This window comes from Psychrobacter sp. DM8, assembly GCF_051307025.1.
Lineage (GTDB): Bacteria > Pseudomonadota > Gammaproteobacteria > Pseudomonadales > Moraxellaceae > Psychrobacter.
Map to the genome: position 1 here is coordinate 1,371,419 of NZ_CP195538.1, position 25,549 is coordinate 1,396,967.

General features: G+C 47.5%; 19 protein-coding genes and 1 CRISPR repeat array (1 of these 20 only partly in view). All 19 genes read right to left on the bottom strand.

The features are described from left to right. Nucleotides 1–9 precede the first annotated feature (9 nt). Nucleotides 10–2,277: a LuxR C-terminal-related transcriptional regulator gene (locus ACR64J_RS05910; RefSeq protein ID WP_435950938.1), complete on the bottom strand. Its 2,268-nt coding sequence runs from the start codon at nucleotides 2,275–2,277 to the stop codon at nucleotides 10–12. 81 nt (nucleotides 2,278–2,358) lie between these two features. Further along, complete coding sequence (locus ACR64J_RS05915; RefSeq protein ID WP_435950939.1) at nucleotides 2,359–2,757, bottom strand: hypothetical protein; 399 nt, start codon at nucleotides 2,755–2,757, stop codon at nucleotides 2,359–2,361. A 90-nt stretch (nucleotides 2,758–2,847) separates the two neighbouring features. Next, nucleotides 2,848–3,285: a DUF6285 domain-containing protein gene (locus ACR64J_RS05920; RefSeq protein WP_435950940.1), complete on the bottom strand. Its 438-nt coding sequence runs from the start codon at nucleotides 3,283–3,285 to the stop codon at nucleotides 2,848–2,850. Between the two features lie 70 nt (nucleotides 3,286–3,355). Next, a complete protein-coding gene (locus ACR64J_RS05925) occupies nucleotides 3,356–4,375 on the bottom strand; it encodes a phosphotransferase family protein (RefSeq protein WP_435950941.1) in 1,020 nt (339 codons plus the stop codon). 68 nt (nucleotides 4,376–4,443) lie between these two features. Further along, the gene (locus ACR64J_RS05930) at nucleotides 4,444–5,229 is read right to left on the bottom strand and encodes an SDR family NAD(P)-dependent oxidoreductase (RefSeq protein ID WP_435950942.1); all 786 of its coding nucleotides are present in this window, start codon (nucleotides 5,227–5,229) and stop codon (nucleotides 4,444–4,446) included. Next, complete coding sequence (locus ACR64J_RS05935; RefSeq protein ID WP_435950943.1) at nucleotides 5,226–6,422, bottom strand: acyl-CoA dehydrogenase family protein; 1,197 nt, start codon at nucleotides 6,420–6,422, stop codon at nucleotides 5,226–5,228. Before ACR64J_RS05935 ends, ACR64J_RS05930 begins: the two co-directional genes overlap by 4 nt. A gap of 123 nt (nucleotides 6,423–6,545) precedes the next feature. Continuing rightward, nucleotides 6,546–8,735 carry a 3-hydroxyacyl-CoA dehydrogenase NAD-binding domain-containing protein gene (locus ACR64J_RS05940; protein WP_435950944.1) on the bottom strand — a complete coding sequence of 730 codons (2,190 nt, stop codon included), beginning with the start codon at nucleotides 8,733–8,735 and terminating at the stop codon, nucleotides 6,546–6,548. Between the two features lie 51 nt (nucleotides 8,736–8,786). Beyond that, nucleotides 8,787–9,992 (bottom strand): acetyl-CoA C-acetyltransferase, encoded by a 1,206-nt coding sequence (locus ACR64J_RS05945; protein ID WP_435950945.1) that lies wholly within the window; start codon nucleotides 9,990–9,992, stop codon nucleotides 8,787–8,789. A gap of 44 nt (nucleotides 9,993–10,036) precedes the next feature. After that, nucleotides 10,037–10,828 (bottom strand): enoyl-CoA hydratase-related protein, encoded by a 792-nt coding sequence (locus tag ACR64J_RS05950; protein WP_435950946.1) that lies wholly within the window; start codon nucleotides 10,826–10,828, stop codon nucleotides 10,037–10,039. 4 nt (nucleotides 10,829–10,832) lie between these two features. Then, complete coding sequence (locus tag ACR64J_RS05955; protein ID WP_435950947.1) at nucleotides 10,833–12,386, bottom strand: long-chain-fatty-acid--CoA ligase; 1,554 nt, start codon at nucleotides 12,384–12,386, stop codon at nucleotides 10,833–10,835. Between the two features lie 45 nt (nucleotides 12,387–12,431). Further along, nucleotides 12,432–13,637, bottom strand: a complete 1,206-nt coding sequence (locus ACR64J_RS05960; protein WP_435950948.1) for an oxygenase MpaB family protein — start codon at nucleotides 13,635–13,637, stop codon at nucleotides 12,432–12,434. Nucleotides 13,638–13,694: 57 nt separating this feature from the next. Next, entirely contained in the window at nucleotides 13,695–14,213 is a 519-nt protein-coding gene (locus tag ACR64J_RS05965) for an OmpW/AlkL family protein (RefSeq protein WP_435950949.1), read from the bottom strand. A 19-nt stretch (nucleotides 14,214–14,232) separates the two neighbouring features. Further along, a complete protein-coding gene (locus ACR64J_RS05970; protein WP_435950950.1) occupies nucleotides 14,233–14,628 on the bottom strand; it encodes a hypothetical protein in 396 nt (131 codons plus the stop codon). A 117-nt stretch (nucleotides 14,629–14,745) separates the two neighbouring features. Further along, nucleotides 14,746–15,918, bottom strand: a complete 1,173-nt coding sequence (locus ACR64J_RS05975; RefSeq protein ID WP_435950951.1) for an acetyl-CoA C-acetyltransferase — start codon at nucleotides 15,916–15,918, stop codon at nucleotides 14,746–14,748. A 227-nt stretch (nucleotides 15,919–16,145) separates the two neighbouring features. Next, nucleotides 16,146–18,365, bottom strand: a complete 2,220-nt coding sequence (gene fadB / locus ACR64J_RS05980; RefSeq protein ID WP_435950952.1) for a fatty acid oxidation complex subunit alpha FadB — start codon at nucleotides 18,363–18,365, stop codon at nucleotides 16,146–16,148. A 96-nt stretch (nucleotides 18,366–18,461) separates the two neighbouring features. Further along, nucleotides 18,462–19,433, bottom strand: a complete 972-nt coding sequence (locus tag ACR64J_RS05985) for an NAD(P)H-dependent flavin oxidoreductase (RefSeq protein ID WP_435950953.1) — start codon at nucleotides 19,431–19,433, stop codon at nucleotides 18,462–18,464. A gap of 91 nt (nucleotides 19,434–19,524) precedes the next feature. Continuing rightward, nucleotides 19,525–20,688 (bottom strand): acyl-CoA dehydrogenase family protein, encoded by a 1,164-nt coding sequence (locus tag ACR64J_RS05990; RefSeq protein WP_435950954.1) that lies wholly within the window; start codon nucleotides 20,686–20,688, stop codon nucleotides 19,525–19,527. Between the two features lie 67 nt (nucleotides 20,689–20,755). Further along, complete coding sequence (locus ACR64J_RS05995; protein ID WP_435950955.1) at nucleotides 20,756–21,913, bottom strand: acyl-CoA dehydrogenase family protein; 1,158 nt, start codon at nucleotides 21,911–21,913, stop codon at nucleotides 20,756–20,758. A gap of 258 nt (nucleotides 21,914–22,171) precedes the next feature. Continuing rightward, the gene (locus ACR64J_RS06000) at nucleotides 22,172–23,386 is read right to left on the bottom strand and encodes an oxygenase MpaB family protein (RefSeq protein WP_435950956.1); all 1,215 of its coding nucleotides are present in this window, start codon (nucleotides 23,384–23,386) and stop codon (nucleotides 22,172–22,174) included. 251 nt (nucleotides 23,387–23,637) lie between these two features. Beyond that, a CRISPR array of direct repeats spans nucleotides 23,638–25,549; the repeat unit is 32 nt; unit sequence GTTTCAATCCACGCGCCCGTGATGGACGCGAA (it continues 4,628 nt past the right edge of the window).

A 25,549-nucleotide genomic window follows, 5' to 3' on the forward strand; every position in this document is an offset into this window, starting at 1 on the left:
ATTGGTTGTTTATATCAGCCCAAGCTCTCGAGCAATCGCTACAGTCTCTGTCCTACTGTTGGCTTCTAGCTTTGAGTAGATGCTGCGCAAATGAGTTTTTGTCGTGGCCTCAGAGATAAATAAACTCTCTGCAATCTCTTTATTTCGCATGCCTTTAGCCAATAACACCAAGGTTTGTCGTTCTCGTTTGGTAAGCGCAGGCTTAGGTTGGTTTGGAACTGGAGCGTCAGTGAGGACATCAAAGTCGCCAAGTTTAGCCAAAAACTGCCTATCGATTGAGAGCTCGTCTATCTTGTTAGCACTCTTTTGCCGCCACAGTCTTATCAGCTCATGAATACTTTTATCTTCATCTAAGAATATTCGCACAAATCCTTGCTTACTGGCAAAAACTAAAGCATCGGTGAATACACGCATAGCGGGATTTTTTTTATTTAATGCCAGTAACGCGCTACTAAGTAAGATTCGCACTTTTAGTGCTCGGCGTAAACGCAAGTCAGCTTGGGCGGTTTTAAGGGCTTGTTTAAGCTCGTTTTGTGCCTGCTGTGCTTGCCCATCAGCAATCAGTAATCGCCAACGCATGATATCTTGTGATTCGATATCGTGAGCGGGCCACGCAAAGTTGGTCACATTATTTGGAATGTGCATGTCCTCAACTTGCGTCAAAGCGATTTTGGCTGCCATCATATTGTCATTTAGCCAATGAATGCGAGACTCTTCAAGCTTTACGCTCATAATGACACGCTTTAATCCTGCTTGAATACCGATGGCTTCAAGCTCTTGCAAGTATTGATGGGCGCGGCTGATATCGCCATGATGTCTGGAGATTTTGGCTTGTAGTAAATAAGCTAATATCAAAGAGTCGACAGTGCCGTTTTCGCGCACGTAGGGCAGGCACTCTCCCAAAATATACTGCGCGCGCATGAGCTCATCTCGCTCATACAACAGCTCAGCATAGGGCACCCCAATCACCGCTTTGCCGCCAGGTATAGATTGCTCTCCTTTAATCCAAACTTGCTTGTAGCTCCGTTGCAACCGCAGCTCGCCTTGATTAAGCTGGCCTTGGATAAGATCTATCCATCCCTCTAGCGCATTACATAACGAGCGAATAAAAGTGTTTTGCAGGTTTAAATGTTGATGCAGCGCCTGATTCATGATCTGTCTTGCGTCATCATATTTACCTTCAACGATAAGACAATACGCCATAATGCTGATCAGTACCCCATACATCAAAGACTGGCTAGGTTGCTGATTGACGCTCATCCTTGATAACAAGTCCTTGGTTTGCTCATAACAGGTTTCAATTTGATCAGTCATTGACAACTGCAAGCATTGTAAGGTCAAGATTTGCTCGTATTGACTGTCCGAATACGCATCAGCACTCTTTGCCATAAAGCTATCTAGGATCAATTGCGCTTCAATATGACGACGATTGAGTACCAACACCCACCCATAGATGAGCTGTAGCGATTGATGTTGCCTAAAAGCGTTTGGCGAGAGTTTATCGAACCAACGTAGTAAGCGCCGAAAGCGCCCTTCAACCATCAATGACATCGCATATTGATTAAGTAGAACAATAGCGGGCCTTTGATCAGGATCAGCTAATAGGTGCTCAATAGCCATTACCGGACGGCTATGTTCAAGATACCAGCTTGAAGCGCGGCGGTTGAGTTGTCGGTGTAGAGTAGGCTGTGTCGATTTTAGGTAGCCAAGCAGATAGCTTGAGAATAGATTATGATAGCGATAATACTGATGGCTGCTGTCTGTTGGGACTAAAAATAGATTGTTTTGAGCCAAAAGACTCAGCTTGCTAGCGCTATCATCGATTTGCATCACATGATTGCACAGCGGTGCGCTCAGCTCCGTCAAAATACTGCTTTGTAATAAAAAATCTCGTTGAGCATCGCTAAGTTTAGTTAAGATATCTTCGGCTAAATACTGGGCAACCTCAGTATTTGAGCCTGAAAAGGTCGAAAAAAACTGTTCGGCGTCCTGCTGTTCACCTAATGCCAATACTGCCAATTGAATCGCAGTAATCCAGCCTTCAGTCCTATCTAACAACACTTGAATGGTTTTGTCTCTACAGGACAGACCTGAGGTTTGTTGTAGTAAATGCATAGTTTCGCTAAAGGAGAACAACAGCTCTTTTTGAGTGACTTCAAGCAGTTGACCATAGGAGCGTATGCGTCCTAATTTTAGATCGGGAACACTTCTAGAACCGATAATAACTTCGCTATTAACAGGTAAATATTCGATAATTTGCTGAATATAATTGAGCACCACAGGACTATGGATAGATTCAAAATTATCAAAAAATAGCCTAAGTGGCTGAACACTAGAAGCTAATCGCTCAAGTAGGCCTTAGTAATTAGCAAAAGCGTCGTCAGAGAAAGGGGAGGAAGAGGTATTAGCACTAGACTCTAAACTGATATCTAAGTTAGTGTTTAAGCTGCTATTTTGGTCAGTCTCCCAGCTAGCATAAAGATGCCGTACTAGTCTTTCAATATCGTTATCAGCATTGTCGATGGTAAGCCAAAGGGTTTTTGCCTCTATCGATTGGCAATACTGCCAGTATTGCGTGAGCAGTATTGACTTACCATAACCGGCTGGTGCTTGTACCAAAACAACTTTAACACTAGATTCTTTGTCGATAAGAGTATCTAGTAGTCTCTTACGATAGACACATTTAGTCTGTAATGGGGCAGGTTGAAGCTTGGCTAAAGCTAACTTAGGATGATATACCTTAGCTTCCTCCATCATATTTCCTTTGCGGTTAAAATAGAGCCATCTCCAGTTATCGGAACGTTTTTATAAATAGTCGCAAAAACTATCAGTTCTTACAACCCTTATCTAACCCCCACTTTCAATAGCTCGAATAGCAGCGATATGCTCTAAATGACTAAAAACTAAAGCCTGCTGATCCTTGAGCTCACGTTTGCGAATCAGCTGGGCGAGTTGTCCATTCAAGATAGTGAGCTCTTGCTGTAGAGTAGTATGGCTCAAAATGCGACCAGATAGCAATTCTTTGGATGCCAAATCAGTTTTAGAGGATGAGTCTAGGGTGTTGTCAGGGCTGTGACCTAAGTTATGTAGCAGCTTTTGTAATGCGACAAGCTCTTGATAATCGTGCTCATCACCATGTTGCAATTGTCTTGTAGCGATACCCATGGCGTTAGCAATCATAAAACCTGTCAGACGATGCTCTTTGGGTAGCGCAGGGATAAGCTCTTGGCGTAGAACCTCACGAGCATAGCGCAGTAGCTCATCGGCTTTGGGTTGTTCGCGCATAATTAGGCTCCTTATTAGTTATTATAGACTGCTGTGATTTGACACTGATGTTGTTTTAAATTTAGATAAATTAGGTTGAACCAATCATCTTGAGCATCTCAACCTCAAGCTTGGGTACCATGTGTCCTGTCAATGCCAGCTCAAGCGAGAGCTCTTCGCCAGAGGTATGACGCGCGCCTTGTTGCAGAGCGATAATAGCCCAGTTCATGTGTGCCATGACCTCCCAATAATGCACTAAGTCTTTGGCGATGGTTTGGTTTGAAGTTTGCTCATAACCGGCATAAAAGTCCTCACGCGTGCCGATGCCACCTGCCTCGGCGTCATCGTTCCCAAAGCGCCAGCATTTGGCACAAAACCAGCCGATATCCTCTAGCGGATCGCTCCAGTCAGCAAACTCTAAATCCAATATACCCGTCAATCCTTGCGCGTCAACCATGTAATTACCTGTGCGATAATCTCGATGACACAAGGTCAGTTGAGTCTGTGCAGGCTGGTTATCCTCAAGCCAGCACAACACCCACTCAAGCGTAGGATAAGGCGCCGTATGCTCATCAAGAAACGTACGCGAGCGCTCTATCAACAGCTTAGCAACAGGCTGATTAGGCACCTCTAAAAAGGATAAAGCAGACTGGGGCGGGCGTATCGCATGAATCTTTGCCAGCTCAGATCCCAAGGTTTGTGCAAGCTTGCGTCTATCACCTCCTAGAGTCAAATCCTTCGCTAAGCGATGCGCAGCTGCTGTGCCCCCAACGCGGCGCATGATAAAAAACGCCACATCAAATAAATCTTTGTCTCCCATCCATAGAGGCTCAGGGACACGAACGCCTGCTTCAAACATCAGCTTAAACAGCGCAAACTCATCATCACGGCCATGACTGATTGCAACGCCACTTGGCGCATCAGCGCGTAGTACCCCTTCGAGTCGGCCTGGCATATCGCCACCTTCGATATGCGCATCAAAGGCCCAGTTTTGTTGAATAGCGCCGCCAGATAACAGCTTTAAGTTATCGACAGTGACTTTGGATGCGCCTGTCTTTTGCTGAATAAAATCGCTGATGGCTTGCGGTGTGATTTTGCTAGCTGTGGTCATAGTAGTGTCTTATGTCATAAATGAAGGCATAGTAATAAAGGGTGACAAATAGCTAAACGGTCTAAGCGTTATAGCGAGCTGATAAGATGACCACCGTCGACGGCGAGGGCCGCGCCTGTCATATGGCGTCCAGCATCACTCGCTAATAACAGTAGAGGACCATCGAGATGTTCTGGCAGACCAAAACGGCGACTAGGTATACGCTTACGCAGACGCTCACCCGCGTCGCTCTCTAAAAAATCAGTGTTCAGCTCAGTCTTGATATAACCTGGCAGCAACGCATTAACCGCTATGCCGTAACGCGCTAATTCGAGCGCCATAGATTTAGTCGCTTGAATGACACCTGCTTTTGAGACAGCATAGGGCGCGACGCTACCGGCAACGCGCTCGCCAAGTATTGAGGCAATATTGATAATACTGCCCGTACGCTGAGCTGCGACCAAACGAGAAGCGCCTTCTTGCGCTACTAGCCAGCCGCCTTTGAGGTTGGTATTAATAACATCATCCCAATCGCTCTCAGATTGCTCCAAAAAAGGTTTGGCTATAGAAATACCTGCATTATTGACAATAATACGAGCAGGGTCGCCCGTCTCCTCAATAGCATCAAAAGCTCGTTTGATACTAGCGCTATCAGTGACATCTAAGCTGATGGCAGTGGCTTGGATATTTTGCTGATGTAGCTCATCGACGAGCACCGATAGCTTATCTATACTACGCGCGGCGACGAATACCTCAGCCCCAGCTTGCCCCAGCGTTTTGGCGAAGTGTCGTCCCAAACCACTCGATGCACCAGTTATCAAAGCCTTTTTGCCACGTAAAGAAAACAGTTTGTCATTGTCTATAGAGGGACTCATTGATTCTCTCCTTCAAAGAGTTGAGTGGGCGTACGACCTTTCATAATATTTTTTGCCATACTCCAGCGATGCACCTCTGATGGACCATCGTAAATCAAAAAACCACGCATATCGGCAAAAATACGAGCAACGATAGTCTCATGCGTGACGCCTTGACCGCCAAGCACCTGCACGCAGCGATCGACCACGCGCCAACTGGCCTCTGATGCGATCACTTTGGTCGCGCTAGAGTCATGTTTACCCAAAGCGCCTGTGTCTAACACATTAGCGCAGTGCCAAATCGATAGCCTTGCAATATGCAAGTCCATCTCATTATCAGCAATCTTGAAGCCAGTACCTTCGTGATCGCCTAAACGTTTGCCAAAGACTTCACGAGTGCGTGCGTATTCTGTAGCCACATCATGACAACGACGAGCGGCACCCAGCCAGCGCATGCAATGCGTAAGACGGGCGGGTGAGAGACGTACTTGAGCGTATTTAAAGCCTTCACCGACTTCACCAAGTACTTGATTGGCAGGCACACGCAAGTTCTCAAAAACAACTACGCAATGTCCACCTGGAAAACAGCTATCTAACGCATCCATCATGCGCTCAATACGAATACCTTCACTATCCATATCGGCCAAAAACATTGTCGCGCGTCCATCTTCGCCTTTGGCCATAATGATAGTAAATGCCGCACCCTCAGCACCCGTGATAAACCACTTGCGCCCATTGATAACGTAATCATCACCATCCAAAACAGCGGTAGTTTGCATCATAGTCGGATCGGATCCAGCACCTGGCGAGGGTTCAGTCATACAAAAACATGAGCGCGTCTTGCCAGCTGCTAAAGGTCGTAGCCAGCGCTCTTTTTGTTCTTCAGTTGCCACTTCATGTAGCATGTGCATGTTGCCTTCATCAGGGGCGGCAATGTTAAGCGCGACTGGGCCTAAAGGCGAGTAGCCTGCTTCTTCAAATAAGATGGCTTTATTCATATGATTAAGACCAAGACCGCCAAAATCGGTGCTGATGTGGCTCGATAGCAGTCCCGCCTCGCGGCCTAGAGCAATCAGCTCTTCACGCAGCTCTTCGGTAGGGCCATGTGAGGTACAGCGCGGATCTTTCTCGTAGGGAATGATTTTTTCGACGATAAATTGACGCGTCTTTGCTTGTAGGGCTTGTTGTTCTTTATCTAACATAAAATTTGGCATAGTTATCCTTGTTGGTACGTTTAAAATCACTATTTATTGGGTTGTTATACTCAAGTTTGCTAACGGCTTATTGACATCATTTTAGACTACCTGATTTGGCTACTTAGCTTTGAGGTCATTAGGTTAAGAGTTGTTAGAGTAAAAGCTATGTTGAATTTGTGCCCGCTCTAGCAGCCATGGCGATGGCGCAAAGCGCTGACCATATTGGGTGAGCTGCTGACAGCGTGACACAAAAGCTTGAATGCCGACAGTGTCAATAAAGGATAAAGGGCCGCCCGTCCAGCTAGGAAAGCCCAGCCCAAAGACAGCGCCTATATCGGCATCAGTAGCGGTGATAATACCTGCTTCAACGCAGCGCGCGCTCTCTAATGCTTGAATATATAGCAAGCGATCGGCGACATCTTTGACATCAGGTTGAATAGTTGCAGGCGAATAATACTCAGTAAGAACAGGCGCTAAGTGCTTGGGCTGATCAGCTGGATAGTCATAAAATCCTGCACCCGTTTTGCGACCTAGTCTACCGATCTCATTCATAAGCTTGATAATAGGCTGCGCGTGCAAGCGTAGGCGCTCAGGCGCGATATCATCTGCAATGGCTTGCTCGACCACGCGTTGTTGTAGATCCAAGGAGACCTCATCACTCACCGCTAAAGGCCCAATAGCAAAGCTGGTCTGAATGGCCGCATTTTCGATGAGCGCAGGGGCTATGCCTTCAGCTAGCATCGCCATACCTTCATCAATATAGCTACAAAAAATACGACTGGTAAAAAATCCTGGGCTATCGTTGACGACAATAGGGGTCTTACGTAGCTGCTGTACAAAATCAAGTGCCTGCGCTAATGTTTTGTCTGAGGTTTTAGATGCCATAATGACTTCAACCAGCGGCATACGCTCAACGGGCGAGAAAAAATGCAGCCCGATGATCTGCTCGGGATGTTTGCTGGCTGTAGCAAGACTAGTAATCGGTAGCGTTGAGGTGTTTGAAGCCAGTACCGCATCAGCTTTAAGGTGCGCTTCAATCTGAGCGAATACCCCAGCTTTTATGTTTCTATCTTCAAATACCGCTTCGATCACCAAGTCGCAGCTGGCAAGCAATTGATAGTCAGTAGTCGGCTGAATACGGTCCAACGTCGCTTGCATATCCTTTTCGGCTTTGTCCTTGGCGGTACTTTGGACAGAGTGTTTTTTTGCCAATCCTTTTTTAAGCTTGCTTTGGATACCGGTTTTGGCTTGCTGCGTAGTTTGTAGATCATTATCAATCAGTACCACTGATATGCCAGCAGCCGCCGCAACTTGTGCGATACCAGCGCCCATCATGCCAGCCCCGATCACACCTAATTTTTTGACCCTAAATTTATCCATATCAGCGGGGCGATTAATGAGCTTATCAGCTTGACCTTTATTGACAAATTGGGTGCGCATCAAGTTGCGTGCAACTGGATCCACAAATAGTTGACCGAAATACTTCGCTTCGATCTCTAACGCTAAATCAAACGGTAGTAGCGTGCCTTCGTACACCGCACTCAAAATAGCTACAGGCGCTGGGTAATTGTCTTGGGTTTTTTTGCGCAGCTTAATTAAGTTGGCATTAAAGCTACGATGAGCGTGCTCTGCCATGGCGCCTGCATGATTGGGTATGCTAAAGCCTTTGATATCCCAAGGCTGAGCAGGTGAAGGGTTACTATTAATCCAAGCGGTCGCTTTTGAGATTAGGGTGTCCGGCGTTGCTAACTCGTCAACCACGCCAATCTCAAGCGCCTGAACAGGTTTGATGGCAAAACCTTCAAGTAATAACGGCAAAGCATTCTCAATACCGATCAGCCTAGGTAAACGCTGGGTGCCGCCGCCCGCTGGCAACAGGCCGACAGTGACCTCAGGTAAGCCAATCACAGCTTTTGGGTCATCGGTTAACAGTCGATAATGACACGCTAGAGCCAACTCCAAACCGCCGCCAAATGCTGCGCCACCTAGTGCTGCTACAAAAGGCTTACCAGATGTCTCCATACGCCGAAAAATTTGATTTTCTTTATCGAATAAATGCGCCGCTTTTGAGGCTTGCCAGTCATCCTTATATTGCTGTAGCAAGTCTTTAAGATCCGCGCCGACGATGAAGCTGGACTTACTTGAGCTAATCACCGCTCCTTTTATATTATCGTCAGCAATAACCCTATCGATAGCATCTTCAAGATCAGCAACCAAAGCTGGGGTAAATATATTGACCGTACGCTTGGGCAGATCGATGTCAATATGAGCAATACCGCCTGTGATCGTAAGGTTTAAGGTAGTCAAACGGGCGTCTTTAGAAATAGTCAAAAGGGTAGTGCTCCCATGTTTTTAAATGATCAATTAATAAACGCTCAATAGTTAGATACGCTCGATTAATGTGGCCGTTGCCTGACCAGATGCCGCGCACAAGGTAACAAGCGCAGTAGCGAGTCCTTGGCGCTCTAACTCATCGAGCACGGTACCGACTAGCATGGCCCCAGTCGCACCCAAAGGATGTCCAAGAGCAATAGCGCCGCCGTTGACATTAACTCTGCTATCCTCAAGGTCAAAGTGCTGCATATAGCTTAAGGGCACTACTGCAAAAGCCTCATTGATCTCAAACAAATCAATATCAGAGACACTCATTTTGGCTTGTTTAAGGAGCTTTTCGGTCGCAGGCATTGGCCCGCTTAGACTAAGTAGTGGCTCGCTGGCTATTTGAGTAAAGTGACGAATGCGCGCACGCGGTTTGAGTTGATTAATCATCCCATATTCCGCCGAGCCAACCAGCACCGCACTAGCGCCATCGACGATGCCGCTTGAGTTTCCGCCCGTATGAATGTGCTTTATCATCTCTAGCTGCGGATAGCGCTGCTTGGCAATCGAGTCGTAACCCAGCTCACCTAATGCACCAAACACAGGCTTAAGTTTTGCAAGGCTGTCTATAGTCGTGGATGGACGCAAGGCTTCATCTTGGGCCAGTAGCACTTGACCATTGATGTCAAGCACCTCAATCAAGGAGTTATCAAAACGGCCTTGCGTTTGTGCATGAGCGGCCCGCTGTTGGCTTTGCGCCGCATAGTTATCTACATCGTGACGCGTAAAGCCGTTTAAGGTGGCCATCAAGTCGGCGGCGATGCCATTTGGCATATAAGGATAGGATTTTAATATCTGAGGATCGCTATAACAGGCCCCGCCGTCTGAGCCAATAGCCACGCGAGACATCGACTCGACGCCGCCTGCGATGACGCTTGAGTTGATACCCGCCATGATACTAGCAGCGCCTTGATTAAGCGTATCAAGCGATGAGGTACAAAAGCGATTGAGCTGATAGCCCGGTACACTGCTGCCGTAGTCTGCCTCTAGTAGCGCTGAGCGGGTTAAATCTGCGCCTTGCTCGCCTATAGGCATGACGATACCTAAGCCCACATCATCTATAGCGTTGGCATCAAAGCTATTACGCTTGTGCAGCTGACGCAATACTTGGCTGGCAAGATTGATAGGCGTGACTTCATGTAGCGCACCGCCAGCGCGACCTTTGCCGCGCGGGGTTCTGATGTGATCATAGATAAAAGCATCATTCATAAAGCTATCCTATAAAAGATAAAAGAGGCGCAAATAAGGTGTTTTTAAAGAAAATTAGGCGCGCGCTTTTCTTTAAAAGCTGCGACCCCTTCTTTAAATTCAGGCTTTTCGATAAGCACACATTGACGTTTGCGTTCATAATCAAGCTGGGCTTCTAAAGGCATCGTTTGCGCGTGATGTAGCGCTTGACGTAACTCTAATGCCGCATGTCTTGGCATTTGTGCCAGTCGATTGGCTGTGCTAAGAGCTACTTCCATCAGCTTATCATCAGCGACGCTTTGCCAGATCAAACCCCATTCTACCGCCTGCTCGGCACTGATCTTGTCGCCTAATAATGCTGCCGCTGTAGCGCGGGCCATACCGATACGGCGAGACAACTGCCAAGTGAGTCCGACATCAGGGATCAGGCCTAACTTGGCGCTAAAGGTTAAGACAAACGAGGCTGAATGGGCGGCAATACTGATATCACCTGCTAGAGCCAAGCCTGCGCCTGCGCCCGCTGCTACGCCATTGATAGCGACAACGATAGGTATCGGCATGGTATGCAAATCATGAATCCAAGGATTGGTATGGTCGCGCATGGTCGCGTTTAGCCGTGAGCCTGCCGAATGCTGCTCATCACCGCCTGATAGCTCGTCGTTAAGCTCAGCACCTGCGCAAAAGCTGCGCCCTTCACCCGTTAGTATCATCGCGCGAATAGTATTGTTTTGGCGAATATTAGCCAGCGCTTGACGGCCATCGATTGACATCTGCTCGTTCATACTATTGAACACATCAGGACGATTTATTTTTACGATAGCGATAGTGTCTTGAATATCTACAGTAATAGTTTTCATAATTTTAATCCCTACTTTCAGTGGCGCGATAAGACGCTCGTAGCTCACTTTTTAATATCTTGCCAGCAGCAGATAGCGGAAACTTGGAGCAAAACTCAACACTTCGCGGCGACTTATACCCTGCGATTAGACTGCGGCAGTATTTGATCGCCTCTTCGCTAGTCAAAGTATGGTTCTGACGCAAAATGATCATTGCGTGCACCGCTTCACCCCATTTGGCATCAGGAATGCCGATGACGGCGCACATCTGTACCGAGGGATGCGAGGACAGCGCATTTTCAACTTCTGAGGAATAAACGTTTTCGCCGCCGCTAACGATCATGTCTTTGAGTCGATCGGTGATATAGAGGTATCCGTCTTGATCGAGATATCCGCCATCGCCCGTATGCATCCAGCCCCCACGCAGGGTGTTTTGTGTTTGCTCAGCCTGGTTCCAGTACCCTAGCATCACCGACGGACTGCGTACGATGATCTCACCAAACTCCTCAAATTCGCACTCTTCACCAGTATTAGGATGAATGATTTTGACTTCACTTGTCGGGCTTGGGCGTCCTGCTGATTTGAGCTTATTGAGTTTTTGACCCTCAAGCGTATGACAATGCGCTGGAAGTACCGTGACGACAGGGGCAAGCTCAGTCATACCATAAACTTGCATAAATTGCGTTTGGGGTAAGGCGTTTATTGCTTGTTTGAGTAGCGTCTCGTCGATGGAGGCGGCGCCATATATCACATTGCGTAAACTGCTTAGATCATGAGTAGCAAACTCAGGGCAGTCGAGTACCATCTGCAGCATCGTCGGCACTAAAAAGGTCTCACTAACGCGCTCTTGCTCAATAGTTTGTATAACCAGACTGGGATCAAAGTGCGGCAGAATAACTTGGGTGATTTGACGTAGTGCAGACTGAAATAAAGTGGCCAGCCCGCCAACATGAAACAAAGGCGTGACATGCATCTCAACGCTCACCTCAGGCCGCGTCCCAGCAGCTAAGGTGGAGAGCGCATTCATCAAGATTGCTTGATGAGAGAGCATGACGCCTTTGGGTTGACCAGTGGTGCCGCCAGTATAAAGAATAGCCGCCAAATCATTATCACAGCGATGACGATCAGCTATAGCAGTGCTGGCTGATAGCAAGCGCTCATAATCATGCGTGCCATTAGGTGCACTATGCTCACCGCAATAAATAACCGTCTCAAGATTAGGGCTTAAGCGTTTGAGATCACTTAGGATAGGAATAAAATTGTCATCGATAAAGAGCACACGAGTATCGCAGTCAATCAGTGAAAAAGCGATTTCTTGACTGCTCCAGCGCGTATTGATGGGGTTGATCACGCCGCCTGCCCAAAGGGAGGCATAAACGGCCTCGATGTAATAATCTGAGTTGGCAGATAAGATGCCAACTCGGTCTCCAGTATCGACGCCAAAACCCGCTAAGCCTGCGGCAAGCTTAGCGACACGCTCGATAACTTGAGCATGAGTGGTGCGGCGCTGATTAAACACCGTCGCAATCGCCGTCGGCTTTTCGCGAGCCGCTTTGTGAATAACTTGGGTAAGATACATCTGCTATCTCCGTTCTGGTTTAGTGTGCATTATTGAATTTGCAGACTAAGCGGTTTGCGGAATATCAGCTTCACCCATCACATCAGCGTTTTGCTGATACGTCGTTTGCCCGCCCGCCTCGATATCATCGGCTATCATGTCAAAGGTTGCCAAGGTTTCTTGGATCTTTTGTTGACGATACTCAGGGCTATTGTCCAAAATTTGCTTCTCGTAAGTATTAGCAGCGGTAAACACCGGAACCATAGCCATCGTTGGGTTTTGGGTGACGCCCAATTGATCGGCAAGCTCATCGCCATGTATCACGCGGCAGAAGCTATGCATGAGATCGATGGTGACCTCAGGCGGCAGGCCAATAAAAGGCGAGAGGATATGACCCAAAGCCAACAGCATCTTTTCAGTCAAGAGCTTTGAGTTCTCATTAGGCTCATTAGATACCAAATCGAGCATTGATAGCATTTTTTGTGCTGAGGCTTTATCTTGCACTAAGCGATAGTACTTCTCTGGTATGCCAAGCAGTTTAGCAATCAGTTGCCAGAGGTGATAGATGTCGCTCAATTCTTCATCACTGTAAGTAATACCGAATTTCTCTAACGCCATAAAAGGAATATAGGTAAAGTCGAGCCAAGTCCGCATCATATCTAACTGATTGATCGGTTGTCCTAACGTTTCGGTATCCCAGCCTTTTTTAAGTAGACCCATACGCACGCGTGAATGCAATAAGCGCACCTCAAGCGTATGGATATAGCCTTGATTGCCCGGCGTTAGACCATTTGGGACGAGCACATACTGTTTCCAAAGCGCGGTCTCAAGAATACGGCGCACCGCCATATCGGTAATATTGGTGGTTTGGGTCAATACTTTGGCGATAGTCGGTGAGCAGTAAGTATGAGTCAAAGACCCTGGGCCTAAAGAGACCGACTGCCAGAGGGCGTTTACCGTTAAGTAATTTTCAGCGCCTTTGACCAAAATGCTTTGATCGACCCAATCAGGGATCTGCTCTGAGTCTTCTAAAAAGGCTTTGAGCGCGGGTGCAGGCTCGCTAAGTGACGCCAAACCTTCTTTGACGCCAAGGCGGATATCGCTTCTACTACCTTTATCGCTATTCATCTGCTCGCTGATCACGCTATCGGCGATAGGATCGGCATCATTAGCCATATCGAGCATAAGCTGTAGCTCATCTTCGCTATACTGAGCTAAAAATGCTTCGCGTTTTTTGACACATTTTGGACTGGCGGTAAGTAGGGCTGTCATAACGATTTCCTTTCGTTAGTAGGGAGGTAGGATTATTCACTTTATCAGTCATATGCATTAAAAACGATAACCAAGGCCTAAATAGGTGATAAAGGGATCGATATCGGTTTTGGTTTTTGCAGTGATTAATGTCTCGTTAGTCTGCTTGTCCTTGATTTTGATGGTGGTATCGCTATCGAGTTTGGCATAGGATAAGGAGCCAACGACGAACCATTGCTCATTCAAGTCATAGTTAGCGCCTAGCGTTATAATAGGGGCAAAGTCAGAACTGCTATCGACATCTACCTCAGTTGATCCATCAGCAGCAAGCTCACCTATGGCCACAAATGGATTGTTAGCCTTGAGCTGTTGAACGCGCTGACCTGCTATCTCTAAGTCATTACGTATGCCGTCGTTTAATTCAAAGTCATTGAAGTAGGCATACATAAATCCAACGCCAACATAAGGTCGGAATTTGTCTACCCCTGACTTGCCAAAATGATATTGCGCTTCGACAACGGGTAGCCAAGCTCTAGCTGACGCAGCAACACCATCTCCTTGCGTCAAATCACTGATGGGTAAATTATTCGCCAGCACATCATCACCTAGTGAGGCACTAATCGGTGCAAAAAACAGTCCCTTTACCCAGAATATCTACTCTAGGAGGCACGCCACCTTTGATCTCGAACTTGATATTATCAGTAGCGGCGTATTTAAAGATCAAACCTGCCGTATCGACATCGTCAGCCTCAAGACCAGTATCAGGGCTTTGCCAATTTTGTAATCCTGTAATATCTGTCAAAACCCCAGAGCTGCTACCATCATTGATCACGGTTGAGTTCTTTAGGTCATTGGCATCTCCTGTGGGATTGGCATGTAACCAGCCAACCGACACAGAATACTGTTTGTCAGGGACGCTCTGGTTGGCAAAGTAATCAGATACCGTACCAGCATTGGCGCTATGGCTGAGGGCAACTGCACTTACGACACTTAACAGTACAAAATATTTCATCTAAAAGTCCTTTTTTGATGAGGTGGGAGGATGAATAAAACCAAATGGCTATCGAATCTGACAAGCCCGCTTAAATAAAGAATCTATCTTTAAGTCCTTTTAAAACATGCTCTAAGACTACAAGCGCTCAATGATCGTTACATTGGCAAGACCACCACCTTCGCATACGGTTTGTAGTCCGTATCGTCCCTGAGTACGATGAAGCGAATGTAATAAAGTGGTCATCAGTTTGGTACCGGTTGCGCCCAAAGGGTGCCCTAAAGCGATAGCACCGCCATTGATATTGAGCTTATCAGGATCAGCTAATAGGGCTTGCGACCACGCTAGTGGAACAGGTGCAAAGGCTTCATTGACCTCGTATAAATCGATATCGTCTATTTTTAAACCTGCTTTGGCCAGCGCCTTTTGGGTGGGTGGAACAGGGGCTTCTAACATAATGACTGGGTCATGTCCGAAGACGCTGATGTGATGAATACGCGCTAAAGGCTGAACGCCCAAAGCTTTTAGGCCGCGCTCGTTGACGATAAGTACGCCTGATGCGCCATCACAGATCTGGCTTGCCGCTGCCGCTGAGATTCTACCGCCCTCAGTCATGAGTTTTACATGGCTGATACTCTCTAAAGAGGCGTCAAAGCGAATGCCTTCATCGATGGTGTGGGCTTCAGTACGACCGTCAGCGCTGGTAATGTCGATAGGGAGAATCTCTTTGGCAAAGTACCCAGACTCTGTGGCGGTAATGGCTTTTTTATGGCTGGTAAAGGCAAACTCATCTAGCATTGATTTTGATAAACCATATTTGACAGCGATCTTTTCGGCACCGTCGAACTGGCTAAACACAGTGTTAGGATAGTTGGCTTGTATCCCTGAGCTGACGTAATGACCCAAGTCATTTTTGAGTGGTAGATGATGAGGCATGCCCATTGGCACGCGGCTCATACTCTCGACGCCGCCAGCAATGACAATATCCTGCGTACCAGACAATACCGCTTGCACCGCAAAATGTAGCGCTTGCTGGGAGGAGCCGCATTGGCGATCGACAGTGGTGCCGGGCACGCTCTCTGGGAGCTTGGAGGCGAGTATCGCTCCTCGTGCGATGTTGGTAGATTGTTCGCCGGCTTGACTGACGCAGCCTAAGATGACGTCGTCAATCAGAGCAGGATCAAAATCGATACGATCCACCAAGGCATTTAGGATTTGGGCAGCAAGGTCGGCCGGATGCCAACCTGATAGGCGACCATTACGGCGTCCCCCTGCGGTTCGAGTTGCTGCTACGATATAGGCCTGCGCCATAGAACCATCCTTGTTCAACGATTTGCGCTGTTTGATATGACGGCTGCTACTCTACGAGACATTGCAGCTGAAACATAGTAGCTATTGCTACAAAACGATCAATCAGCATTTATAAGTCAGTAATTTATCATCGCTTAAATTACCTTAACTTCATATCGTCCGTTTTGATGATATTTAGGTCATCCTCCTTGCCACTGTGTTTTAAGCACAGATTATCTCGATTAGATCTAAGTCAGCTTATGAAAGCGCTCATGGTTTTTTGCCATCGCTAGCATAGATTTAGTCGGTTTATAGCTATCCCCTAGATGCTGATAAGGCTCGCAGCGTTTGACGATCTCGCCCAGTCCAATGATATCGGCATACTTGAGCGGGCCGCCCCAATGCCGCGGGAAGCCCGCACCTAAGATAAGACTCATATCAATCTCAGCGGCGGAGTCTGCCACTTTGTCCTCAAAACATAGCGCTGCTTCATTGACCATAGGTAGCATCAAGCGATCGATGATCTCCTGATCGCTAAAGGACTGTCGCCCATTAGATTGATCATTGTTTTGAATTTGAGCGATCAAAGCTTTAGCATCTTCACTAGGCAGTTTTTGCAAACGGCCTTTATCGTCTTTTTCATAACGATAAAAGCCTATGCCATTTTTTTGCCCATAGCGAGCGTTTTTAGCCATTAAGCGAATCACGTGCTGATCATCGACTGGCATACGCTCAGGATAGCTTGCGGTGATGATATCAATGACGTGGCTACTAACATCCATCCCAATCACGTCTTGCAAGTAGGCAGGACCCATAGGCCAACCAAAGGCTTCCATGACTTTATCGATTTGCTCAAAGTCGGCGCCATCAGCAATGAGTTTAATAAAGCCAAATGATTGCGCGGTCAAGATACGATTGACCAAGAAGCCTGCACAGTCTTTAACGACCACGGGCGTTTTGCGCATCGTCGCGGCGTAATTGACAGCGGTGGCGATAGCCTGATCACTGCTCTTAGGACCACGGATAATCTCTACCAGTGGCATAATGGGCACCGGGTTAAAAAAGTGCATACCGACGAAGTTCTGTGGGCGCGCTAAGTCTTCGGCTAAGTCGGCAATAGATAGAGAAGAGGTGTTAGTGGCGATAACGGTATCGTCACTGACCTTGGTTTCGACCTCAGCGAGAACAGACTTTTTAATCTTTAAGTTCTCAACGACGGCTTCCACCACAAATGCCACCTCGTCAAAAGCAGCAAAATCTAGAGTAGGGGTAATGTTATTTAGCGCAGCTTTCACCTTGTCCTCATTCATGCGCCCCTTTTTGACTTGTTTATCTAGTAAGCCTTTGGCCTCGCTCATACCCGTATCTAAAGCGGTTTGCACGATATCTTTCATCACCACAGAGACACTTTGTGCCGCTGCGGTGTAGGCAATACCGCCGCCCATAATACCCGCACCAAGTACCGCCATCTTATCGGCTTGAGTTAAGTTCTTGGTATAGTACTGCGTTTGCTTTTTAAGAGCTTGATCATTGATAAACAGTTGCACCATGGCTTGCGCAGTGGAGCTGGTCGCTAGTTTTATAAAGGTGCTGTTTTCAGCCAGTAACGCTTTGTCGCGAGACATCGATTGACTGTGCTCAATCAGTTCAGCAACGGCTAGCGCGGCGGGATAATGAGGACCGCGCGCGCCAGCTTTGGCTTTTAGCTCATCAATACTCTTCTCATCACTGCCACTATCAACGGTAACGGCACCGAGCTTTTGCTGACGCTTGTCTTGCCATGAGCCATCACGGTTGACTTGCTGCAATAGTTTTACTGCCTCAGCGATCAAATCATCAGCCTCAGCAGTAGCGTCTATCGCTCCAGTATCTAGCAGCACAGAGCTTTGAATATGCTTGCCTGAGATAATCCAATCGATCGCAGCTGCCGCACCGATAAGGCGAGGCAAACGTACCGTACCGCCAAATCCAGGCAGGATACCTAAACCCACCTCAGGCAAGGCCGCTTGAGTATTCTCAGTGGCAATACGGTAATCCGTCGCCATTGCCAGCTCAAAGCCGCCGCCGAGTACCAGCCCTTGTAGTAAAGACACCGTCGGTACAGGCAGATCTTCGAGTCTATTGAGAATGCTACCTTTTTCGCGGTTATGTGACCCTAGTACCTCAGGGTCACCTGCGAATAATTTAGGAAACTCATAGATGTTTGCGCCAACGATAAAGTCGGACTTGCCACTGCTGACGATGACGCCAGTAATAGCGTCGCTGGCATCCATAGTATAGATGTTTGAAACACTATCTGTGATGAGCTCAAGCGCTTGCTCTAATTCATCTAGGGTGGCGGCATCTAGGGTGTTGAATTTATTGGCTTGGTTATCAAAACGCAATTCAACAACGCCATTTGCTAGCGTATTTAAGCTAAGGCTTTCACCTTTAAACAGCTTATTAATAGAATCAGTACCATTAGACATCGTCAAATCGCTCTCAATTAGGTCGATAGAAGGTTTGCTAATAAGTCGTGTTAAGGCCTCTCACTAGCAAACCATTACTAGGTATGCACTTACAAATTACTTCATCCAGCTTGAAGCGATGGATAAGCGCTCTTGACAATCCGCGACGATACGTTCAATAAGCTCAGCACAAGTTGGGATGTCGTCAATAAGTCCAACGACTTGACCTGCGGTAATCACGCCATCATCCACTTCACCTGAATTTAGCGCCGCTTGACCACGCGCACCTGCCACTAGCGGTCGTATCTCAGCGAATTCAACGCCGCCCTCGCGTCGCTCCATAGCGACGACTTCGTCCGATATGGCATTTTTGAGCACGCGAGCAGTATTATTTAGCGTTCTAAAGATGAGACGGGTATCGCGCTCGCTGGCATTGACTAAGGCTTGCTTGATGTCATCGTGCATGGGCGCCTCGACGGTGGCGCAAAAACGCGTGCCCATATTGATACCTTCAGCACCCAATACTAAAGCGGCAGCGAGTCCGCGACCATCACCAATACCGCCAGACGCGACGATAGGGACAGAGAGCTGTTTGGCAGCCGCAGGAATTAAGATAAGGCCGCCAATATCTTCCTCGCCTGGGTGACCCGCACACTCAAAGCCATCGATCGAGATGATATCTATACCTTGACGCTCAGCCGATAGCGCGTGGCGTACGGTGACGCACTTATGAATAGTAATTAAATTGGCTTCTTTGGCTTTGGCAATAAAAGTTTTTGGATTGCTACCCGCGGTTTCCAAAATCTTGACCCCGCTGTTAATAATTGCGTCCATATACTCATCATAGGGCGGCGGATTGATAGAGGGCAGTATGGTCAAATTAACGCCAAAGGGTTTGTCCGTCATCTCGCGGCAACGCTCGATTTCTTTGATTAGCGCTTCAGGGGTTGGCTGGGTGAGGGCAGTGATGATACCTAAGCCGCCAGCATTTGAGACAGCCGCTGCCATCTCAGCGGTGCCCACCCACATCATGCCGCCTTGGATAATAGGGTATTTGATGTTAAGCAGTTCAGTCACTCTGGTTTTCATAACGAATCCTTTTTAATATAAAGTATTTTTGCCAAATTTTAATACGATGACCATCCAAGAGTTTATAATATTATGACAACTAAAAAATAACCTAAGTCATTTTTCGCTCATCAAGACCAAGCCCGCGTCCAATGATCTCAAGCATAATCTCATTAGCGCCAGCAAAGATACGCGATACGCGCGCGCCAGTGTAGAGACGACTAATACGATATTCATCCATGTAGCCTGCGCCGCCGTGAAACTGCAAGCACTGATCAACCACTTCGCCTTCGGTTTGCGTCGCCAGCAGTTTGGCTTGAGAGGCAAGATCAGCGGTGAGTTTGTCCTCGTTACCGAGCATCACGCACTGATCGACAAAGCACTGCACCGCATCTATCTTGGCGCGCATATCTGCCATGGTGAAGCGAATGTGCTGTAGCGCTCCTAAAGGCTTGCCAAAGGCGCGACGCTCTTTAATGTAATCTAAAGTGATGTCAAACGCTAATTGCGCGGCGGTAATTGAGGCGATAGACACTTGCAGGCGCTCAAGCGCCAGGCACTGGGTCATATAGCGAAAGCCTTTACTAGGCTCGCCCAACACGTTGTCTTTTGGGATGCGTACATTATCAAAGAACAGCTCAGCGGTATCTTGTGCGTGCAAGCCCATTTTCTTAAGCTTTTTGCCGCGCTTAAAGCCTTCCATGCCTTCCTCAACGATCATCAGACCGATGCTACGGGCGTCATCTATTGATGTGCGAGCGGCGACGATGATGACATCGGCTTGAATACCGTTTGAGATATAAGTCTTTGAGCCATTTAATAGCCAATGATCGCCTTTGTCTTCAGCCTTGGTGCGTATCGCTGCCAAGTCGCTGCCGGCGTTGGGTTCAGTCATCGCGATGGCTAAGATGGTCTCGCCACTAGCCGCTTTTGGCAGATACTTCTGTTTTTGCGCTTCTGTGCCAAATTTATTGAAGTAGGGCGCCACAATCATAGCGTGCAAGTTTTGATAAAACGCGGGATCGCCATGATAGGTGTTCTCTTCGTGAATGATTTGCTCATAGCGGATATCTTTTAGCCCTGAGCCACCGTATTCCTCATCAGCCCACGTTAATAGATAACCCAGCTCGCCCGTCTTAGTATACGCCTTGCGATCAACATAACCTTGCTCGCGCCATTTTTCGGTATGCGGGGCGATCTCTTGTTGCATAAAGCGGCGCACGACATCGCGGAACTGGTCGTGTTCAGGCTCAAAAATGGTACGTTGACTGATCATAGGGTAGCTCCAAATGTTTTGAGCGAAATTCAATATTTAGTAAGGCTATAGTAGTTTGAGATACAGATTATTTAAGCAGGCGCGCGTCAAGACCGACACCGCGGCCGATGATTTCTTTCATCACCTCACTCGCCCCCGCATAGATACGCGAAATACGCGCATCGGTAAACATACGGCTGATACGGTACTCATCCATGTAGCCGGCACCGCCATGCAGCTGCAAGCAGCTATCCATCACCTTACCCTCAAGCTCTGAGGTCAACAGCTTAGCCGCCGATGCGCGCTCAGCGCTCAGCGTGCCAGCATTAGCTAATAACACTGACTGATCGACGTAAGCTTGCTGAGCGTCTAACTCCGCGCGCAGCTGCGCTAAGATAAAGCGCGTGTTTTGCATCGCGCCAAGTGGTTTGCCGAATAGACGGCGCTCTTTTACGTACTCAAGCGTCAAGTCAAAGGCCACTTGCGCATGAGCGATAGAAGTCATCGCTGTCATGAGTCGTTCAATGGCTAAGCACTGCGTCATGTGTACAAAGCCTTTATTTAATTCACCGAGCAAGTTCTCTTTTGGCAAACGCACGTCTTTAAAGAATAGCTCTGCGGTATCTTGCGCGTGCAGTCCCATTTTTTTCAGATTAGCGCCGCGCTCAAAGCCTGCCATGCCGCGCTCAACGATAAATAAGCTGATATCAGCGCGACCTTCTCCTGTACGGGCAGCGACGACTAAGACATCTGATAAAATACCGTTTGAGATATAAGTTTTAGCACCATTCAAGAGCCAATGATCGCCTTTGTCTTCCGCTTTGGTGCGCAGCGCTGCCAAATCACTGCCGGCATCAGGCTCAGTCATGGCTATCGCTAGGATAGTCTCGCCGCTGATGGCTTTGGGTAGATATTTTTGTTTTTGCTCAGCAGTGGCAAACTTATCAAAATAAGAGCCGACCAATATAGAATGCGTGCCTTGAAAAAAACTAATATCGCCATGACGGACGTTTTCTTCAACAAGGATTTGCTCATAGCGCAAGTCGCGCAGTCCAAGACCGCCGTATTCTTCTTCTGCCCACATGAGCAAATACCCTTGCGCGCCTGCTTTGCTAAAAGCCTCTCTATCGACGTAGCCCTCTTCACGCCAGCGATCGGCATGCGGGCCGATCTCGCCTTGATAAAAGCGGCTAGCAGAATCGCGGAACTGCTGATGATCGACATCAAAATGGGTGCGAGGGAACATAGTTTTATCCTAGCTGGCTAGCATTATTGAGGTTTGTAAAAAGGCTTGAGCGGTAAGTGTCTATCTTTAATCTACGACATATCGAGGACAATGTCGTCATCCAAAAGGACTATATTGACGATGAAAAGGTAAGCAACCAAGAGTAGTAGAAAAGCACGTAAAGCTTAATAAAAAAGCCAAGACTATTGCTTATTAGACAATGGGCTTAGCTCTTTACTTTATTTCGCTCAAAGTTTGAAAAATAAGCTATTTAAAACCTTAAGCACTCAAAGATTCAGGCGTGATCAAAATATCAACATTACCGATCTCTTCCACATTGCGCTGATAAGTGGTTTTTCCTTCCACCATTTTGGCAAGCTCAGTAAAGACGGCTAAGGTCTCTTGAATGGTCTTCTCACGATAAGCTGGATCGGAATTAATCAGCTGCTTCTCATAAGCGTTAGCAGCGGCGTAAACAGGGATTAATGCGGCGGTAGGATTAGGCTTGATGCCAAGCTTGGCTGCCATCTCCTCGCCATGAATCAGCGTGAGGAACGAATGCATCAGATCGACAGAGGTATCTGGCGGTAGTCCTAAGAATGAGGTTAAGAAATGGCCAACGGCAGTGAGCATCTGATCGGTCAAGATTACTGAGCCCTCATTAGGCTCACCAAAGACTAAGTCGATCATTTGGGTCATCTTGGCGGCGGACTCTTGATCATAGACTAGGCGGTAATACTTCTCTGGGATACCTAGTAGCTTGGCGATAAGCTGCCATAGATGATACAAATCATAAAACTCTTCTTCGTTATAAGTAATGCCAAGCTTTTGCAAAGCGGCGAATGGAATATAAGTAAAATCAAGCCAAGTGCGCAGCATATCTAACTGATTGATCGGCGCGCCGCTCTCGTCATGATCCCAGCCTTTTTTTATCATGCCTAAGCGCACTCTGGCATGTAGCAGACGCACTTCTAAGGTATGCACATAACCATCATTACCAGGTTTTAGGCCACCGGGAATCAACACATACTGCTTCCAAATTGTGGTTTCAGCGATACGGCGTAATGCAGTGTTCGCTAGATTACCCGTCTTCATCAAAATATTGGCGATGGTTGGTGAGCAGTAAGTATGGGTGAGCGCGCCAGGACCCAAAGCGACGGACTGCCACAGGGGACTAATGAGTAGATAGTTCTCAGCGCCTTTGGTGACACTGTTTTGATCGACCCATTCTGGCAGAGTTTCTGATTCTTCTAACAGTTGTTTTAGAGCAGGTAGAGGGTCAGTCAACGATGCCAAACCTTCTTTTATTCCTTTGGTGACACCTCCTTTTTTGGCTCTGTCGGCTTGCATCTGTTCTTTGACCACTTGGTCAGCCAGAGCATCGCCCTCAGCTGCCATTGTTAGCATAAGCTGCAATTCTTCTTCCGTGAATAACTCTAAAAATTTCTCTCTGTTTTTGACGCTTTGGGGCTTGGCCATAAGTAAATTAGACATAATCTCTTTCCTTGAGTGGGTTTTTTGAGTTGATAACCTTCCGTAAGTCATCAACTTGAGTGCAAATCGTAGAGATTGGCACGAATTTATCCATCATGCCTTTTTATCATGACCTAATTTTAAGGCTTTAACCTCATCCTTTTTGACTATATTTGAAGAATAATGATAAAAAGTTTGCTCATTTAATGGGCTTGCAGCAGAGATATTGCGAACGACTCATAAACCTATTAATAAAAGATAGCTCTAAACCATCATCAATTCACGCGCCCGTGATGGACGCGAAAATAGAGTTGGGACGATAAGGACGATAAAACCCCGTTTCAATCCACGCGCCCGTGATGGACGCGAATGTACCGTATAATTTAACAGTCGTCACGACTGGTTTCAATCCACGCGCCCGTGATGGACGCGAAGATGATGCATTTGATTTAATAGAGGTGGTGCCTGTTTCAATCCACGCGCCCGTGATGGACGCGAACAGACCTGATCCAGATATGCACGTAGGTATCTTAGTTTCAATCCACGCGCCCGTGATGGACGCGAAGTATGCGCGGGTCATTTACTTCGTACTCGTTTGTTTCAATCCACGCGCCCGTGATGGACGCGAAAGAGTGACAAAGATTTAATCGCGCTTCTTAAAGTTTCAATCCACGCGCCCGTGATGGACGCGAAAGTTTGGATCGCGGCATTATTCAAAACGGTAATGTTTCAATCCACGCGCCCGTGATGGACGCGAAAAAAACGGTAGAAAACTACCATAACTTATAGAGAGTTTCAATCCACGCACCCGTGATGGACGCGAAGCAGCAAATGCAGTATAACGACCTTGAAAGTGTAGTTTCAATCCACGCGCCCGTGATGGACGCGAATACATCAAAGTATTGCAGACCATATCACATAAAGTTTCAATCCACGCGCCCGTGATGGACGCGAACTCAAAGTTGAGACGACTGAGCGTCGATTCCAGTTTCAATCCACGCGCCCGTGATGGACGCGAACCTGATTATTTGATTGTTGTTTGCGGCTTTTCTCGTTTCAATCCACGCGCCCGTGATGGACGCGAAACATGGAAAAAGGCGATGTGCCTGAGTGGATAGTTTCAATCCACGCGCCCGTGATGGACGCGAATGCGTGTACTTGCATAACGCTATCCAATTCAGGGTTTCAATCCACGCGCCCGTGATGGACGCGAACAACAGGCGAGCTTAAAACCTTCCGTGTTGTTGTTTCAATCCACGCGCCCGTGATGGACGCGAAACCACGATGCCGCACGAAAAACAGTTTTCAATAGTTTCAATCCACGCGCCCGTGATGGACGCGAAATAGCAGTTTATTTATTGAGTGAGCTGCTATGAGTTTCAATCCACGCGCCCGTGATGGACGCGAAGCGTATTCAAGTACATTGCAATCACGCTTACCTCGTTTCAATCCACGCGCCCGTGATGGACGCGAACCAACTTAGAAACAGGGTCATCGACTAGCTCTGGTTTCAATCCACGCGCCCGTGATGGACGCGAAACCCTCCTTGCATTTTTACGTTACCGACCTCTAGTGTTTTAATCCACGCGCCCGTGATGGACGCGAACATTAGAAATAACAGGTTTTGCGGAGTAGGTATGTTTCAATCCACGCGCCCGTGATGGACGCGAACCCGTCCGTGTCGAATATATGCAGCGTTACTTGGTTTCAATCCACGCGCCCGTGATGGACGCGAAGTATTTATCGGCGGTCAATCGGTTACTCAGTGAGTTTCAATCCACGCGCCCGTGATGGACGCGAATAACTAAAGGACTTATAAAATCATGGGTATATTTATGTTTCAATCCACGCGCCCGTGATGGACGCGAAGTTCTGCATCCACTTATAGTTACGACGTTTGTAGTTTCAATCCACGCGCCCGTGATGGACGCGAATGCGTATATCGCAAGCTTGAGCGGCGGCAAAATAGTTTCAATCCACGCGCCCGTGATGGACGCGAATATCGCAAGCATTGACCGAGATTGCAGGACTTGTTTCAATCCACGCGCCCGTGATGGACGCGAAATGAGTGATGATAACGACAAGAGAGAGGGTCAAGTTTCAATCCACGCGCCCGTGATGGACGCGAAGAGATACCAACGTGAGTGAATTTGACGACAACGTTTCAATCCACGCGCCCGTGAT